17 protein-coding genes are annotated in these 16,557 nt (G+C 69.0%); 8 read left to right on the top strand and 9 right to left on the bottom strand.

Annotated elements, in window-relative coordinates:
* Nucleotides 1–28: 28 nt before the first annotated feature.
* Nucleotides 29–715 (top strand): iron dependent repressor, metal binding and dimerization domain protein, encoded by a 687-nt coding sequence (locus ACQ5DX_RS08335; protein ID WP_430332184.1) that lies wholly within the window; start codon nucleotides 29–31, stop codon nucleotides 713–715.
* A 39-nt stretch (nucleotides 716–754) separates the two neighbouring features.
* On the top strand, nucleotides 755–1,750 hold the full coding sequence (galE, locus tag ACQ5DX_RS08330; protein WP_430332183.1) for a UDP-glucose 4-epimerase GalE: 996 nt from the start codon (nucleotides 755–757) through the stop codon (nucleotides 1,748–1,750).
* On the opposite strand, the gene ACQ5DX_RS08325 is transcribed toward galE, so the two are convergent.
* Nucleotides 1,730–2,893, bottom strand: coding sequence for a DUF4192 domain-containing protein (locus tag ACQ5DX_RS08325; protein WP_430332182.1), 1,164 nt, complete (start codon nucleotides 2,891–2,893; stop codon nucleotides 1,730–1,732). The two genes, galE and ACQ5DX_RS08325, sit on opposite strands and share 21 nt — an antisense overlap.
* Nucleotides 2,894–3,046: 153 nt before the next feature.
* Entirely contained in the window at nucleotides 3,047–3,736 is a 690-nt protein-coding gene (locus ACQ5DX_RS08320) for a sensor domain-containing protein (protein WP_430332181.1), read from the bottom strand.
* Between the two features lie 292 nt (nucleotides 3,737–4,028).
* Between ACQ5DX_RS08320 and ACQ5DX_RS08315 the strand changes: the two genes are divergently transcribed.
* The 3 genes from ACQ5DX_RS08315 (at nucleotide 4,029) to ACQ5DX_RS08305 (ending at nucleotide 8,775) form a co-directional block, all read left to right on the top strand.
* Nucleotides 4,029–4,976, top strand: coding sequence for a proteasome assembly chaperone family protein (locus ACQ5DX_RS08315; protein WP_430332180.1), 948 nt, complete (start codon nucleotides 4,029–4,031; stop codon nucleotides 4,974–4,976).
* A gap of 180 nt (nucleotides 4,977–5,156) precedes the next feature.
* Nucleotides 5,157–6,194: an alpha/beta fold hydrolase gene (locus ACQ5DX_RS08310; protein WP_430332179.1), complete on the top strand. Its 1,038-nt coding sequence runs from the start codon at nucleotides 5,157–5,159 to the stop codon at nucleotides 6,192–6,194.
* A 61-nt stretch (nucleotides 6,195–6,255) separates the two neighbouring features.
* Nucleotides 6,256–8,775 (top strand): DEAD/DEAH box helicase, encoded by a 2,520-nt coding sequence (locus tag ACQ5DX_RS08305; RefSeq protein ID WP_430332178.1) that lies wholly within the window; start codon nucleotides 6,256–6,258, stop codon nucleotides 8,773–8,775.
* A 78-nt stretch (nucleotides 8,776–8,853) separates the two neighbouring features.
* Here the strand turns inward: ACQ5DX_RS08305 and ACQ5DX_RS08300 are convergent, their stop codons facing one another.
* Nucleotides 8,854–9,285: a DUF5997 family protein gene (locus ACQ5DX_RS08300; protein WP_430332177.1), complete on the bottom strand. Its 432-nt coding sequence runs from the start codon at nucleotides 9,283–9,285 to the stop codon at nucleotides 8,854–8,856.
* 73 nt (nucleotides 9,286–9,358) lie between these two features.
* Here ACQ5DX_RS08300 and ACQ5DX_RS08295 point away from each other — a divergent pair, with 73 nt between their 5' ends.
* Nucleotides 9,359–10,090 carry a LysR substrate-binding domain-containing protein gene (locus tag ACQ5DX_RS08295; RefSeq protein ID WP_430332176.1) on the top strand — a complete coding sequence of 244 codons (732 nt, stop codon included), beginning with the start codon at nucleotides 9,359–9,361 and terminating at the stop codon, nucleotides 10,088–10,090.
* Nucleotides 10,091–10,154: 64 nt separating this feature from the next.
* Here ACQ5DX_RS08295 and ACQ5DX_RS08290 read toward each other — a convergent pair whose 3' ends face one another.
* From ACQ5DX_RS08290 to ACQ5DX_RS08275, 4 genes are all read right to left on the bottom strand, one after another.
* Entirely contained in the window at nucleotides 10,155–11,333 is a 1,179-nt protein-coding gene (locus ACQ5DX_RS08290) for an acetyl-CoA C-acyltransferase (RefSeq protein WP_430332175.1), read from the bottom strand.
* A 155-nt stretch (nucleotides 11,334–11,488) separates the two neighbouring features.
* Nucleotides 11,489–12,268 carry a lipase family protein gene (locus ACQ5DX_RS08285; RefSeq protein WP_430332174.1) on the bottom strand — a complete coding sequence of 260 codons (780 nt, stop codon included), beginning with the start codon at nucleotides 12,266–12,268 and terminating at the stop codon, nucleotides 11,489–11,491.
* Between the two features lie 67 nt (nucleotides 12,269–12,335).
* The gene (locus tag ACQ5DX_RS08280) at nucleotides 12,336–13,268 is read right to left on the bottom strand and encodes a LysR substrate-binding domain-containing protein (RefSeq protein ID WP_430332173.1); all 933 of its coding nucleotides are present in this window, start codon (nucleotides 13,266–13,268) and stop codon (nucleotides 12,336–12,338) included.
* A gap of 58 nt (nucleotides 13,269–13,326) precedes the next feature.
* Complete coding sequence (locus ACQ5DX_RS08275) at nucleotides 13,327–13,899, bottom strand: TetR/AcrR family transcriptional regulator (protein WP_430332172.1); 573 nt, start codon at nucleotides 13,897–13,899, stop codon at nucleotides 13,327–13,329.
* A 71-nt stretch (nucleotides 13,900–13,970) separates the two neighbouring features.
* Here ACQ5DX_RS08275 and ACQ5DX_RS08270 point away from each other — a divergent pair, with 71 nt between their 5' ends.
* The gene (locus ACQ5DX_RS08270) at nucleotides 13,971–14,552 is read left to right on the top strand and encodes a dihydrofolate reductase family protein (RefSeq protein WP_430332171.1); all 582 of its coding nucleotides are present in this window, start codon (nucleotides 13,971–13,973) and stop codon (nucleotides 14,550–14,552) included.
* An 80-nt stretch (nucleotides 14,553–14,632) separates the two neighbouring features.
* On the opposite strand, the gene ACQ5DX_RS08265 is transcribed toward ACQ5DX_RS08270, so the two are convergent.
* Complete coding sequence (locus ACQ5DX_RS08265; protein ID WP_430332170.1) at nucleotides 14,633–15,220, bottom strand: transglycosylase family protein; 588 nt, start codon at nucleotides 15,218–15,220, stop codon at nucleotides 14,633–14,635.
* Between the two features lie 354 nt (nucleotides 15,221–15,574).
* On the bottom strand, nucleotides 15,575–16,273 hold the full coding sequence (locus tag ACQ5DX_RS08260) for a hypothetical protein (protein ID WP_430332169.1): 699 nt from the start codon (nucleotides 16,271–16,273) through the stop codon (nucleotides 15,575–15,577).
* Nucleotides 16,274–16,290: 17 nt separating this feature from the next.
* Here ACQ5DX_RS08260 and ACQ5DX_RS08255 point away from each other — a divergent pair, with 17 nt between their 5' ends.
* Entirely contained in the window at nucleotides 16,291–16,542 is a 252-nt protein-coding gene (locus ACQ5DX_RS08255; protein WP_430332168.1) for a hypothetical protein, read from the top strand.
* The last annotated feature ends 15 nt before the right edge of the window (nucleotides 16,543–16,557 follow it).

Raw genomic sequence — 16,557 nt, 5'->3', positions numbered from 1 at the left:
GAATCTCTTCAGACGAAGGGGTGTGAGAGTGAAGGATCTGGTCGACACCACGGAGATGTATCTCCGGACGATCTACGACTTGGAAGAAGAGGGCGTCGTCCCGCTCCGTGCACGGATCGCCGAGCGGCTCGATCAGAGCGGGCCGACGGTGAGCCAGACGGTTGCTCGGATGGAGCGCGACGGCCTGCTGCAGGTGGCCGGCGACCGCCACCTGGAGCTCACCGACAAGGGCCGCAACCTCGCGGTCTCGGTGATGCGGAAGCATCGACTCGCCGAGCGTCTGCTCGTCGACATCATCGGGCTCGACTGGGACCAGGTGCATGCCGAGGCCTGCCGGTGGGAGCACGTGATGAGCGAGGACGTGGAGCGGCGCCTCGTCGAGGTGCTGAACAATCCGACGACGTCGCCGTACGGCAACCCCATCCCGGGCCTCGCCGAGCTCGGTCTGGATCGGCCGTCGGCAAACGCGGAGACGCTGATCCGGCTCACCGACGTTCCGTCGGGCAAGCCGACGGCTGTCGTCGTCCGCCGACTGGCCGAGCACGTGCAGTCCGATCCCGAACTGATCGGACAGCTTCGCGAGGCGGGCGTGGTCCCGGACGCTCGGGTTACAGTCGAGACCAGGCCCGGCTCGGTGACGATCACCGTTTCCGGTCACGACGAATTCGAACTTCCCGAGGAAATGGCCCACGCCGTCCAGGTGAAGCAGGTCTGATCCTCGCTTCGCCGGGTTCGGCGGGTGAGGAGACAAGCGGTGAAACTTCTGGTTACCGGCGGCGCCGGCTACGTCGGCAGCGTGTGCAGCACTGTCCTGCTCGAGCGTGGCCACGATGTCGTCGTCGTCGACGACCTGTCGACCGGTAACGCCGACGCGGTGCCCGCCGGCGCGGAGTTCATCGAGGGTGACATCGCCGCCGTCGCCGGATCCGTTCTCGGGTCCGGCGACGGCGCACCACGTTTCGACGGTGTGCTGCACTTCGCCGCACAATCTCTCGTCGGCGAGTCGGTCGAGAAGCCTGAGCAGTACTGGCAGGGCAACGTGGTCACGACGCTGTCACTGCTCGAGGCGATGCGGGTGTCCGGCACGCCGCGCCTGGTGTTCTCGTCGACGGCCGCGACCTACGGTGAGCCCGAACGGACTCCGATCACCGAGGACGATCCCACTCGACCCACCAATCCGTACGGCGCCACCAAGCTGGCGATCGATCACGCCATCACGTCGTACGCGAACGCGCATTCCCTCGCGGCGACCAGTCTGCGCTACTTCAACGTCGCGGGCGCGTACAAGGGCGCCGGCGAGAACCGTGTCGTGGAAACGCACCTCATCCCCCTCGTGCTCCAGGTCGCGCTCGGTCAGCGCGAGAAGATCTCCGTGTTCGGAACCGACTGGCCGACCAAGGACGGCACCGCGGTCCGCGACTACATCCATGTGCTCGATCTCGCCGAGGCCCACCTGCTGGCCCTCGAATCGTCCGAGCCGGGTCGGCACAAGATCTACAACCTGGGAAGCGGCGCCGGATTCACTGTCCGTGAGGTCATTTCAGCCTGCGAGCGGGTGACGGGGCTGCCGATCGCGGCCGAGGATGCGCCGCGCCGGGCGGGCGACCCGGCCGTCCTCATCGCGTCGAGTGAGCGCGCGATCGCCGAACTCGGTTGGCGGCCGGCCCACACCGATCTCGACGAGATCGTCGCCGATGCGTGGACGTACCTGCAAGCTCTGGGCGATCGGTCACACGCCGCCAGGCGGTAGCAGCGGGCCGAGCGGAGGCAACAGCACCCCGAGGTCCTGCGCGATCCGGTGGCCCACGGCCGCGAGGTCTCGAAGTGCGGCGGGCCGCACGCCGGCCTGCAAGGCGTCATCGAGCAGCCCGGCCAGCCGGTGACAGGGGTCGGCCGCGAGTGCGGCGCACAGCGCGACACCTGCCATCGGCCCGTCGCCACGTAGATACGCGCTGTATCCGAGCAGGGCGAGCGGCTCGGCGCGTTCGGGATCGGGCAGGGTGCGGCCGAGAAGCACCCACAGCTGCTCGGCGGCATCGGCCTGCGCACCTGCAGACAGGGCGAGGAGCGAGTCCCGGACCGCGAGGTTTTCGAGCGCGAGGGCCAGGTCGGCGCATTCCTCAGGGGCGATCTCGTCGCCCGAGTCGTACTGCGCGATCCGCGTCAGTACGTATTCGAGGCCCTCGCGGTCGGCTCGCGCCGGATCGGCGGCGGCGCGGGTGAGCGCGGCGCCGCGCGTGCCGTCCTCCCGCGCGGTGTCGATCAGGTCGGCGATCCGCGCCTGCACGTCCGCCGGGGCAGGGTCGAGCACTGCCTCGAGTTCCTCCCGAGAGCCACGGATCGCCCGCCCCCCGAGAACCTGGGCGGCCGCGACCGCCGACGAGGTGGGGTCGGGCAGAACCCCGTGCTTTGTCCCGGTCAGATCCTGCCACGGCGCCCCGACCTGGATCCGCGCGCACACGTGGACTGCGGACAGTTCGATTCCACTGCGACGCAACAACTCCCGGAATCGCCCCACGATGGCCGTATGCCCGGCCAGGTCCGCAGCCCGGGCGCGGGGCGGGATCCGGTCGTCGACGACGACCACCAGCATCCGGTCGGCACCCTCGCGGACGGCGACCGCGGCGAACTGGTCGAGAACCAAGTTCATGACCCCGCCGGGGTGCCCCTCGTCGAGGACCAGGTCGTGTCGCATCACGGCGCCGACACTCGTTCCGGTGAGACAGATCGCGACGAGGGAGCGGCGGGGATGGAACCCGAGCAGGGCGGGCACCGCGCTGATGAGCGTGCCGGGGTCGGAGATCCGTACGGCGTGGCCGGGGCCGAAGTCGGGGCCCGTGCCGTGCGCTCCCGAGGGAAGGTGCGGGTCGTGCGAGAAGGCTGATGTCGTCATGCGTTCGACCTTGCCGCGCGGCGCGACCACCGAACTGGGCGCGACCAGGTGTCTTCCTGGCCCTGTGGATGGCGTATGTGACTGTGCACAACCACCCCGGCCGGGACCGGACGGCGCGGATCGGTGTCGTTATCCCGTGCTAGGTTCGGCGCTTCACGCCGTCCGTACCTTCTCCACCGCCGACGTGAAGAGGGCGGCGAGCGCCGCGGTGTTGGTGATGTCCCCGAACGACATCGACGTCGCCTGCACCCGCACCGCGTCGATCTGCGCGACGAGCGTAATCATCGTCTGCGTTACGGCCTGATCCCCCTGCCCCGAACTCACCGTTCGCGACAGGGCGAGCGTCTCGTCGGCATCGAGCCGGGGCGGCGGGGTGAGCGTGGTTCGCACGACGGCGTTTACCCCGTTCCGGGTCGCGGTCACCTCGGGGCAGTCGACGACCTCTGAGCCGAACTCCGACAACGGCGTGCTCACCCGGACCAGTTCGACGGTGATCGTCGATCGGTCCGTGCCGTCGGTGCCCACGACCATGGCGGTGCCGTCGGGGCCGTAGTCCTGGGGTGGGGGCTTGCATCCTGCGGGATCGACCCTGGCGCCCGGCGCGATGCCGGTCAGGTCGGGGGCTGCCTGCGAAACCGCCTGCGGGGGAAGCACGACCGCCGGATAGTTCGCCGGGAACTCGGCGGGATCGAGGAGCAACTCGGCCAAGGGTCGGCTCCCGTCCCCGGAACCTCCGATCGACTGCGCGGATCCAGTTACCGACGTCGAGCATCCCGACACGAACGTGGCGGCACCGAGCAGCGACGACCCCAGCACCAGGGCAGCACTGTTGCGTATCCGCATGCTCGAGCCTCCCGCCATCCGAAATCCGTATCGCCGCCGGGCGTTCCCACCTGCCCGCACAGCCTGTCACACGGGCCGCGGGATCCGCCGCGATCACGCAGCATCCGTGAGACTGCCGCCGAAAATCTGCTGAGGCATCGGGAATCGACCATGCCCGCCGGGCGTTGGACTGCTCAGGGCGACGTCCGGTGATCTTGATCGGTGCCGATCGACCCGCCCCGCCCTCCCGTTTCGATACGCGGGAGGTGGTGAGGGACACTGGAAGCAGACGTTCGAAGGAAAAGGAGCCGTCATGGACGAGCAGTCGAAGATGTACGAGCTGGAGTTCCCGGCACCGCATCTGTCCTCCGCCGACGGCCTGGGGCCGGTTCTGGTTCACGGCCTCGAGGGCTTCTCCGACGCCGGGCACGCCGTGAAACTGGCCACCAAGCACCTGCGCGAGAGCCTCGAAACCGAGCTCGTCGCCTCCTTCGCCGTCGACGAGCTGATCGACTACCGGTCGCGCCGGCCCACCATGACGTTCAAGGCCGACCACTTCTCGGACTTCGAGACGCCGGAGCTCAATCTGTATGCGCTTCGGGACACCGCCGGGACCCCGTTCCTGCTGCTCGCAGGCATGGAGCCGGATCTGCGCTGGGAGCGCTTCACGACCGCCGTGCGACTGCTCGCCGAGCAACTCGGCGTGCGCCGGACCGTCGGGATCAACGCCATTCCCATGGCGATCCCACACACCCGCCCGCTGAGTGTGACCGCGCACTCGACGAACAAGGACTTGATCAAGGATCACCACCGCTGGTCGGGTGAGCTCCAGGTGCCGGGCAGTGCCTCGTCGCTGCTCGAACTTCGGATGAGCCAGCACGGGCACGAATCGGTGGGCTTCTCCGTCCACGTTCCGCACTACCTGGCACAGACCGACTACCCCGCCGCTGCGGAGACGCTGCTCGAGAACGTCATGGAGATCGCCGACCTCGAGCTGCCGCTGGCCGCCCTCGGCGAGGCGTCGGCGCGGGTGCGCGAGCAGATCGACGAGCACATCGCGGCCAACGAGGAAGTCCAGGCCGTGGTGCGTGCGCTCGAAAACCAGTACGACTCGTACGTGGCAGCTCAGGAGCAGCAGTCGACGCTCCTCGCCACCGACGACGACCTGCCGAGCGGCGAGGAACTGGGCGCGGAGTTCGAGCGGTTCCTGGCCGAGCAGGCGCGCCTCGACGACGAGCACGGGGACGAAAAGGACAATTGAGTTAGCGAATCGGCCGGTCGTTTGGTCGTCTGTCCAGGTATGGTCGACGACGAAACCTGTTCGTCACCCGAGGTCATTCCCACGACAAGTTGGACGCTTACCATCGCGGTGCACGGATATACTCGGACGATCGATATCTGAGCGGTGCCCGATTCCAGGGCGGCGGCTTCAGGAGGCGATATGAGCGACTCGCGCACGCGGATGCTCCGACCGGTGCCCGACACCGAGCCGCGGCTACTGTTCCGCACGATCCACGGATACCGGCGGGCGTTCCGCATGGCAGGCGAGGGCCCGGCCGTCCTGCTGCTGCACGGCATCGGCGACAACTCGTCGACGTGGAACGAGATCATTCCGCACCTCGCGCAGAACTACACGGTGATCGCTCCGGATCTGCTCGGGCACGGCCGCTCGGACAAGCCGCGCGCCGACTACTCGGTAGCCGCCTACGCGAACGGCATGCGCGATCTGCTGTCGGTGCTCGACATCGACGAGGTCACGGTGGTCGGGCATTCGCTCGGCGGCGGCGTCGCGATGCAGTTCGCCTACCAGTTCCCGCACATGGTCGATCGACTGGTGTTGGTGTCCGCGGGCGGGGTGACCAAGGACGTCCACCCGCTTCTCCGGCTCATCTCGATGCCGGTGGTCAACGAGGCGCTCAAGCTGCTGCGGATTCCCGGCGCGATGACGGCGGTCCGCGCCGTCGGCGAGGTGGTCTCGCGGGTCCACGGGTCGCCGCTGCGGCCGGGCACGATGCTGCACGACACCCCGGACCTGGTGCGCGTCCTCGGCGCGCTGCCCGATCCCACCGCGTACGAGGCCTACTTGCGGACGCTGCGCTCCGTCGTCGACTGGCGCGGCCAGGTGGTGACCATGCTCGACCGCTGTTATCTCACCGAGAATCTCCCGGTGCAGTTGATCTGGGGTGAGCGCGACTCGGTGATCCCGGTCAGCCACGCCCACCTCGCGCACTCCGCGATGCCGGGCTCGCGACTCGAGATCTTCGAGCACGCCGGCCACTTCCCCTTCCGCGACGACCCGCTGCGCTTCCTCACCGTCCTCGAGAACTTCTTCTCGTCGACGGCCCCTCTCGAGTTCGACGAGAGTCGGTGGCGCAACCTGCTGATGAACGGTGTCGGCGAGGGCACCATCTCGGGTGCGCCCGAGACCCGCATGGCGGTGCTCGACGCGATGGGCTCGGACGAACGCAGCGCCACCTGAGGACCGCCGCGCCGCGGGTGCGGGATGCCGGAGTTTCCCAGCGAGGCTCTAGCCTGTAACGGTGCTGCTTCCCGATCTGCTTCCCGAGTCCGTCGACCCCGACGGCGCCGATGCCGACGCCCTCTTCGACGCGTTCGCGTCGTGGACGAGCGATCGTGGCCTGCAGCTGTATCCGGCGCAGGAGGAGGCGCTCATGGAGCTGGTCTCCGGGGCGAATGTCATCCTGGCCACACCCACCGGGTCCGGGAAGTCGATGGTGGCCCTCGGCGCGCACTTCTTCGCCATGGCGGAGGGCCGGCGCACGTTCTACACCGCGCCGATCAAGGCACTGGTCAGCGAGAAGTTCTTCGCACTGTGCGACGTGTTCGGGGCCGACAACGTCGGCATGATGACCGGCGACGCGTCGGTGAACTCGTCGGCGCCGATCATCTGCGCGACAGCCGAGATCGTCGCGAATCTCGCGCTGCGCGAGGGTGCAGGCTCCGACATCGGCCAGGTCGTGATGGACGAGTTCCACTTCTACTCCGAGCCCGACCGCGGGTGGGCGTGGCAGGTGCCGCTGATCGAATTGCCGCAGGCGCAGTTCCTGTTGATGTCGGCGACGCTCGGCGACGTCACGCATCTTCGCGACGACATCACCCGCCGGACCGGACGCCCGACGACCGAGGTCTCCGGGTCCGAACGTCCGGTGCCGCTGCACTTCTCGTACTCGCAGACCCCGATCGGCGAGGAGATCGAGGAACTCGTCACGACCCACCAGGCGCCGGTGTACGTCGTGCATTTCACGCAGGCCGCCGCGCTCGAACGCGCGCAGGCGCTGACCAGCGTCAATCTGTGCAGCCGCGCCGAGAAGGACGCGATCGCCGAGGCCATCGGCGCCTTCCGCTTCACCACCGGCTTCGGAAAGACGTTGTCGCGCCTGGTCCGGCACGGCATCGGCGTCCACCACGCCGGCATGCTGCCCAAGTACCGGCGTCTCATCGAGCGGTTGGCGCAGGACGGACTGCTCAAGGTCATCTGCGGCACCGACACCCTCGGCGTCGGCATCAACGTGCCGATCCGCACCGTGCTGCTGACGGGTCTGACGAAGTTCGACGGCACCCGCACCCGCCAGTTGCGGGCCCGCGAGTTCCACCAGATCGCCGGGCGTGCGGGCCGGGCCGGCTACGACACGATGGGCACGGTCGTCGTGCAGGCACCCGAGCACGAGATCGAGAACGTGCGGGCCCTGGCGAAGGCGGGCGACGACCCGAAGAAGCGACGGAAGGTGCAGCGCAAGAAGGCGCCCGAGGGCTTCGTGTCGTGGGGTGAGGGGACGTTCGACAAACTGATCGCGGCCTCCCCGGAGCCGCTGGTCTCCCGGTTCTCGGTGAGCAACTCGATGCTGCTCAACGTGATCGCCCGACCCGGCAACTGCTTCCAGGCCATGCGGCACCTGCTCGAGGACAACCACGAACCGCGGCCCGCGCAGCGCCGACACATCCTCAAGGCAATCCGGCTGTACCGCGGCCTGTTGCAGGCCGGCATCGTCCAGCAGCTCGACGAGCCCGACGAGTACGGCCGCATGGCGCGCCTGACGGTGGACCTGCAGCGCGACTTCGCGCTCAACCAGCCGTTGTCGCCGTTCGCGCTGGCCTCGCTCGAACTGCTCGACCCCGAATCCCCCAGCTACGCACTCGACGTCGTGTCGGTGATCGAGTCCACGCTCGACGATCCGCGGCAGATCCTCATGGCGCAGCAGCACGCGGCGCGCGGCGAAGCGGTGGCCGAGATGAAGGCCGACGGCATCGAGTACGAGGAGCGCATGGAGCTCCTCGAAGAGATCACGTGGCCGAAGCCGCTGGCGGACATTCTGTTCCCCGCATTCGAGACCTACCGCGCCGGCCACCCGTGGATGAACGAGTTCGCGCTCTCCCCCAAGTCGGTCGTGCGCGACATGGTGGAGCGGTCCATGACGTTCGCCGAGCTGGTCAGCCACTACGGCCTCGCCCGGTCGGAAGGGTTGGTCCTGCGCTACCTGGCCGACGCGTACCGCGCTCTGCGGCAGACGGTTCCGGCCGAGGCGCGTACCGAGGAACTCGAGGACCTCATCGAATGGCTGGGTGAGCTCATCCGCCAGGTGGACTCGAGCCTGCTCGACGAGTGGGAGCAGTTGACGAACCCGGGCGTGGAGTCCGACGACCAGCAGGTCGCGTTCGGCGCCGACACGCCGCGGCCGATCACCGCGAACACCCGCGCGTTCAAGGTGATGGTCCGCAACGCGATGTTCCGGCGCGTCGACCTGGCCTCCAGGCAGCGCTGGGTCGAGCTCGCCGAACTGGGCGACGGCCTCGACGCCGACGACTGGGCCGACCTGATGGAGCTGTACTTCGACGAGTACGACGAGATCGGCACCGGCCCGGCCGCCCGAGGCCCGCTACTGTTCCAGGTCACGGTCGAGCCGACCCTGTGGCGCGTCCGGCAGGTCCTCGACGACCCCGCGGGCGACCACGGCTGGGCCCTGCTCGGCGAGGTCAACCTCGCCGAGTCCGACGCGGCCGGCGAGGTGATCTTCGACGAGTTCGAGGTGGCCGAGGGCTGAGCCCACGGCCGCCGGCGCGGGCGGTTACTGCGGGATCGGTGGAGAACCGAAGGCAGCAACCGCCCGAGCCAGGGGGTCCTACGCCGACGGCTTGAACGGACCGGCGTTGCGCGGCTTGCGGTTGGACTCCTCTCGCTTGGTCGCCTGCATCTCGCGAATCCGCTTCTCCTCCTTGCGGACCTCGACGAGGTTGGCGCGCTCGGCGACGAGCCAGTCGGGCTGGTCGGCGAGCAGCGCCTCGATCTGTGCCGTGGTGAGCGCCTCTTCCACGCCGCCGCGGGCGAGACCCGAGATCGACACACCAAGCTTGGCGGCGACGACGTCCTTCGGGTGCGGACCGTCCTTGCGGAGCGCAACGAGCCACTCCGGCGGGTTGGTCTGCCATTCGTTCAGCTCGTCGCGCGAGACCACACCGTCCTGGAACTCGGCGGGGGTGGCCTGGAGGTACACACCCAGCTTCTTCGCGGCGGTGGCCGGCTTCATCGTCTGGGGGGTCTTCTGCGACGTCATACGTCAAGGGTAACGAGCGTGCCCCGAGCGGCCGCATCGGCGGCTCCCGACGGGCGGCGGGTAGCCTGACCGGGTGACCGAGGCGCCCGAATCCCGACCGTTCCGGCTCGCGTACGTTCCCGGCGTGACGCCCGCCAAGTGGGTGCGGATCTGGGGCGAACGCATGCCGGACGTCCCACTCGAGCTCGTCAGCACCACCGCGGCCGAGGCCCCCGGGCTGTTGCGCACGGGCGGCGCGGACGCCGGACTGGTGCGGCTGCCGATCGAACGCGACGAGCTGAGCGTCATCGCGCTGTACGAGGAAATTCCGGTGGTGGTGGTGCCGAAGGACCACGTTGTCACCGCCGCCGACGACGTGTCCGCTGCCGATCTGGCGGACGAGATCGTGCTGGACCCGCACGACGACACCCTCGAGTGGTCGACCCGACCGGGCAAGCCGGCATTGCACCGCCCCGACACCACCGGCGACGCCGTCGAACTCGTCGCGGCCGGGGTGGGGGTGCTGGTGGTGCCGCAATCCCTTGCACGATTGCACCACCGCAAGGACCTGACCTACCGGACCGTCACCGACGGCCCGCTCTCCCCCGTCGCCCTCGCCTGGCCGGCCGGGACGACCACCGATCTGGTGGAGGAGTTCGTCGGCATCGTGCGGGGGCGCAGCGTCAACAGCTCGCGCGGGCGCGGTGCGCCCGAACCGGCGCCCAAGCGCACCGCTTCTCAGAAGGCGGCGGCCAAACGTGCGGCCCGCGTGGAGGCAGGCAAGGTGCCGCCGCCACCGCGGAAACCCCGGCGCGGCAAGCGCTGACACGCCCGTGCGCGGTCGCCGAGTCCGCTGACTCGACCACCGCGCACGGACGACGCAGCTGTCGTCACACCTCGAGGATCATGGCGATGCCCTGACCGCCGCCGCCGCACAGCGCGGCCGCACCCTTGCCGCCGCAACGCGCCTTGAGCGAATGCGCCAGCGACAGCACGATCCGCGCGCCGGACATGCCGACCGGATGGCCGACCGCGATCGCGCCGCCGTTGATGTTGACCTTCTCCGCGTCGACACCGAGCTGACGCACCGACGCGATCGCGACACCGGCGAACGCCTCGTTGATCTCCAGCAGGTCGAGATCGGCAACGGTGGTGTCGCCGTCGCGCTTCAGCGCGGCCTCGATCGCGTTCGCGGGCTGGTGCAGCAGCGAGGTGTCCGGTCCCGCAACGAGTGCGTGCGACCGGATCTCGGCGATCCACTCGATGCCACGCTCGATCGCGAGGTCCTTGCGCATCACGACGACCGCAGCCCCACCGTCCGACAGCTGCGAGGACGCGCCCGCGGTGATGGTGCCGTCCTTGGCGAACGCGGGACGTAGCTTTCCGAGCGACTCCACGGTGGTCTGCGCGCGGATCCCCTCGTCCTCGGACACGGTGGCAGTGCCCTTGCGGGAAGAGATTTCGACGGGTGCGATCTCCGCGGCAAACGCGCCGGACTCGGTCGCAGCAGCCGCCAGGCGGTGCGAGCGGGCGGCGAACTCGTCCTGTTCGGCGCGGGTGATGTTCTCCCCGGCCTGGTAGCGCTCGGTGGAGGCACCCATCGAGATGCCGTCGAACGCACACGTCAGCGCGTCGCGATCGAGAGCGTCCTCGAAGCCGGTCGAACCGTACTTCAGACCCTGGCGGGCGCCGCGCACCACGTAGGGCGCTGCCGTCATCGACTCCATACCGCCCGCAACCACGACGTCGGCGGCGCCGGTGGCGATCAACCGGTCGGCTTGCATGATCGCTTCGAGGCCGGACAGGCACAGGTTGTTGACGGTGGTCGCCGGCACGGTCATCGGCAGACCCGCCGCGACCGCGGCCTGGCGGGCCGGGTTCGGGCCGACGCCGGCCTGCACGACGGTCCCCATCACCACGGCGTCGACGCCGTCGGTACCCACCCCGGCCCGCTCGACCGCCGCCGCGATGGCGTGCGCGCCGAGGTCTACCGCGGTCAGGGAGGCGAACGCCCCCGACAGCTTGCCGATCGGGGTCCGGGCCCCCGCAATGATGACACTGGTGCTCAAGCCAGCTCACTCCTTCGTCTCTCTTGGATCCCGTGCGAGCACGCCCACCGAATCGTGACGCGGCTCGCACCTGTGAATCCTCGCACCCGCGCCCGCCGACGTCTCGGTCAGCACCGGCCGTCAGCACCATCCCCGCAGCGTCCGCGGAGGCCGAGTCACTTGCGGCAGGCGATGTCCAGCGTGACGGTCGCGGGCGAGAGCCCGTACAGGTACGTATTGAGCGAATGCGCGCAGCCCAGGCTCCACCTGGCATAGCTCAGCGAATCGATCGCATAGCCGGTGTTGACGTGTTGGAAGTCGTCGAGCGGGTCGAGCGGAAAGTACGGAACCGGATCGACGATGTTGTAGATCCGCCACGACACGGTGCTGAGCTGCCCGTAGCGTGCCGCGAAGTTCGCGTCGCCCACCTTCGGCGACGCGAACGTCCACGCCTGGGGCTTCAGCGCGGAGTTGGCCGCGAGATCGGCAACCAGGAGCGTCGAGAGGGCGCTGCCGAGGCTGTGTCCGGTCACGACGAGCGGTACCGCCGGATCGATCGCCGACACGAGGCCACCTGTGCCGGTGAAGGCCCCGGACTGCCCCGGCACCATCGTGGCGAAGGTCTCGTAGAGATCGAGGAAGCCTTCGGCTACCCTCCCCCCGCCGCTTACCTGCGTGAATGGGACGGGCGCCCAATGCAGGTCGTCCACCCATTCGGAGGCGGTGGCGGTTCCGCGGAGCGCGACCACCTGAACCCTCGGGGATCCGCCCGCCGCCAGGTAGCCGAAGAACACCGGGGCCGTTCCGGACAGGTCGGTCATCTGGATGGTGCGAACGAGCGAGAAGCCGGCCGGAAGTGCCACCGAGGTCGGATCGACCACGCCCGGGGCAGCGTAGAACTGGTCGTAGGCAGCCTGCACGAAAGGCCCCCAGCCAGCGGCGACAGTGGTGTCCATCGGAATCTCGCCTCCTCGTGACCCGTCCGATTGTCCCCCGCCTCACCGTGTCCCGAGACCTGAACGGTCAGGTTCGTTCCGCGACGACTCTCCCCGGCGCGACCCCACGCAGCAGGTCGGCGAGCTGCCCGTACCCCTCGGCTCGACCACTCGACGCCCGGAACACCAATCCGATCGTGCGCCCCGGCGCGGGATCCGAGAACCGGGCGGTGGCCAGATCGCCGCGCCGGGTCTCGACCGGCACCGCGGAATCCGGAACCAGGGTCACCCCCAACCCCCCTGCGACGCACTGCACGACGGTCGCCAACGAGGTGGCCCGGGTGTCGCCGGACAGCGGGTGCGCGTCGACCGACCGGCACAGATCCAATGTCTGGTCGCGCAGACAGTGCCCCTCGTCGAGCAGCAGCAGGGGCAGCTCGTCGAGCGCGTCGAGCGGCAGGTCGTTTCGGCCGGCGAACGCATGATCCTTCGGCAGTACGACCACGAAGTCCTCTTTGTACAAGGGCATCTCGATGAGTCCGGGCGCCTCGGAGGGCAATGCGATGACCGCGACGTCGATCGCACCGGTCCGCAGCGACTCCAGCAGGCGCGCCGTCTGGTCCTCGATGACCTGCGGAACCAGCGCGGGCATCTCCCGTCGCAACGCGGGCAGCAGCGCCGGCAGCACGTAGGGCGCGACGGTCGGGATCAATCCGATACGCAGCGGTCCGACGAGCTTGTCACCCACCCCGGCCGCGGCGGCGACGAAACCGTCTGCGGCGTCGAGGATCAGCTTGGCCTGCGTGAGCAGTTGCTCACCGGCCGCCGTGACCAGGACGCGCCGGGTACTGCGTTCGATCAACTGCACACCCAGGCCGTTCTCGAGCGACGCGAGCGCCTGCGAGAGCGTAGGTTGGCTCACACTCAAACGCGCGGCGGCGGTTCCGAAGTGGCGATATTCGGCCACCGCAACGAAGGCGCGCAGCTGCGACAGCGTCGGTTGATAGGTCCCATCAGCCATGCCTATCAGTATAGTGCCACCTATCACCTTTACCTTTCGGATGGCCGTGGGCGGCAGGTCAGCCCGGCAGGACGCGCTCGACCGCGGCGTCGACGAGCGCGTCGATCTCCTCGTCCGCGAACAGGCCGGGCAGCGTCAGGCGGTCGACGATCAGCCAGTTCATCGCCATGTAGAGAAGCGTCACGGTGGTCGGATCCCCCGGCATCCCCGACTGCACGTGATTGGTGATGTTGAAGTCCAGATCCTGCCGCACCCGCTCGGTCAGGACAGCCCGCAGTTCGGGCCGCCGGGTCGCTTCGAGTCGGAGCTCGAGCAGCGCGAGATATCCGGTGCGGAATGCGGCGACGCGGCCGACGGTCTCGCGCATCACCGCGGCGAGGTGCTCCCTGTCGTGCGCGCCGCTCAGGCTGAGGTCCAGCGTCGCGTCGTCGGGCTTCAGCCGCTCGTACACGCGCATGCCCGCCTGCGTCAGCAGGTCGTCGCGGTTGACGAAGTAGTTCGACGCGGTCCCAGGCGGTACCGCAGCCTCGGTGTCGACCGCCCGGAAGGTGAGACCGCGCGCCCCCTCGCGCGCCAGCACCTCGATCGCACCGTCGACGAGCGCCACGCGCCTCTCAGCATTCCGCCGCACCTTGACACCACTCCATCCGTAGTACTAACTTCCAAACCACTTCATGCAGAGTACTACGAACGGAGTGGTAAATGCGAAAGCTCGTGTACTACGTGGGACTCACCGTGGACGGCTACATCGCCGGCCCCGGCGGCGAGGTCGACTTCTATCCCCTGTCCGACGCCATGGCGGCATGGATCAACGAGCGGTACCCGGAGACGGTGCCGACGCACCTCCGTCCCGCACTCGGACTCGGCGATCAACCGAACCGATCCTTCGACACGATCGTGATGGGCCGCGGCACCTACGAGCCCGCGCTCACCGTCGGCATCACCAGCCCCTACACGCACCTACGCCAGTTGGTGGTGTCGTCGACGCTCGGGACCAGCCCGGACCCGGACGTCGAACTGATCACCGCCGATCCGCTCGAGGCGGTCCGAAAGCTCAAGGAGGAGGACGGCCTCGACATCTGGCTGGCCGGTGGCGGTCGGCTCGCCGGCGCACTTCTGCCGGAGATCGACGAACTGATCATCAAGAGCTACCCCGTGGTCGCGGGGACCGGACGGCCCGTGTTCGACGGCGCGTTCGAGCCGAGCCGGTTCGAACGCACCGACGCCACGTCGTTCGACAGCGGAGCCACGGTCACGTGGTTCGCCCGCGCCGCGGACTCCTGAGCGCGACGACCCGACACGACACAGCCCCGCCGGGAGCGGATCACCGGCGGGGCTGTGAGCTGTGTCGGTCGTGAACCGAATCAGAGGGACAGGGTCTGCCCGGGGAAGATCAGGTCAGGGTTCTGGACCTGGGCAACGAGATTCGTGAGCGAGACACCGTGCGCCTCGGCAATCTCCGAGAGGGTGTCACCGAGCTGGACGACGTAGGTGCCGATGCCGGCGGCGACGGCCTGCGCCGGCGCGGCCGCCTCCGGGTAGACGGAATCCTGCGCGACCGGAGCCGACTCGACGACCGGCTGAGCGACGGATGCCGCAGCGCCGGGGGTGCTGCCACCCTTCAGGTACTGGCCGCACACCGGCCACGCGCCGACACCCTGTCCGTCGAGGACGTTCTCGGCGACACGGATCTGCTCGGCCTGGCTCGCATTGTTGGCGCTGCCGGTGCCGCCGTAGGCCTCCCACGTGCTCTGCGTGAACTGCAGGCCACCGTAGAAACCGTTGCCGGTGTTGGCCGCCCAGTTGCCGGACGACTCGCACTCGGCGACGCCGGACCAGTCATGGCCGCCGGCGGCGGAGGCGGTGGCGGTGCCGACGGTCAGCGGGATCGCGATGACGGCGCCGGTGGCAACGACTGCGCCCAGGGCGCGCTTGATGGTGAAGCTGGTCATTCGGGTAGATCCTCTCCACTCCTGCCGGCGAGACGGCGCTCACGCGCCGACCGTGTCGGGCGGAGTTCCCATCCGCCTCACCGCTGCCCCCTCGAAGATTCGGGTGTCCGGTTCGCGGGGCAGGTCGGTGCAGCGGCGATCCGGCGTGGCCCGCTCGTCTCGGGCCGGGAATGACCGTAGGCGACGGTCACGGAAAGGTCACGACGCGAATTTTCGGCACGGACGTACGAGATTCGGCGCGACTCGATCATGTTTACGCAGTTGCGTTCGGCGTGTCCGCAAGCCGCCATACCGGTTGTTATCTACCCGTTATGTGACAACCAACACACAATTTCAGTGGCGTGGGTCACTCGTTCACGGGCGCGGAGCGGCGCCCGCGGCCAGATCCTCGGGGCCGAGGAGGACGGCGATCTCGTCCCCCAACGCGACACCCCGAGCGAGGGGCAGGCGATCCCCACTCCAGAAGCGACCCGGGTCGTACCAGTTGGTCTTACGCTCCGACGTCAACAGCCCCATGGCCGCATACGTCGACGCGACCACCTCCGCGCAGTACGCGCTCTCGACACTGGCGCGCTCCCCGCCGTCGTCCCGGCGCCGACGGCCCCGCCACGCCGGCAGGCGCCCACCGAACCACCGGGACGCGAGCGTCGCGGTCGAAGGAAACGGCGTCCCGTCCAGACGCGCGATCGTGCGCATCAGTGCGTCCTCCTGCTCGCGGGTCACCGGCTCGACGAGTTGCCGCAGCCAGGCCCGCTGGCCGTAGCGCGCACCCCACACCTGGACCGCCGCGCGCAGGTCGTGCAACTGGACGCCGCGCTGGAACTTGCCGGTCCACATGTCCGGCAGCGAGCGCCCCAGCTCGGCATGCCACATCAGCGGTGGCATGTCCTCGAGCACCACCGACATGCCGACGTGGTTGACGGGGCTGTTCGTCAAGGTCTGGATGGCGCGATCCGCCCCGGTGTGGCCCCGGAAGATCCAGATGTCACCCGTGCGGGTGACATCCACCGCCTCGTCCAGGTCGATCTGCGATGGATGCGGTCGCCGAATCATCCACTTAGCCTAGAGCGATGCGGTGGAACGGTAGACATGTGTGGAAGGCCCTCGGCCTGGCCGGTGCGGTCGGGGTGGCGGCCGGTGGCGTCCTCGTGGCGCGGGCCGAGCGGCAGCGCCGCGCCTACACACCCGACGAGGTCCGCGACCGCCTTCACACCCGCTACGCGCAGGCGTCCGCCGCGGCCGACCGGACCACCGTCGAACTCGTCGAGGTGAAACGGTCCCTGTGGCAATGCCTGTCACGTCGCCTGCGCCGACGCCGCTGACCGGCCACCGGCGCG

This window comes from Rhodococcus sp. ACT016 (assembly GCF_050477185.1).
Lineage (GTDB): Bacteria > Actinomycetota > Actinomycetes > Mycobacteriales > Mycobacteriaceae > Prescottella.
The sequence above is the reverse complement of the archived record's forward strand: the minus strand, read 5'-3'. Positions and strand labels throughout refer to the sequence as shown.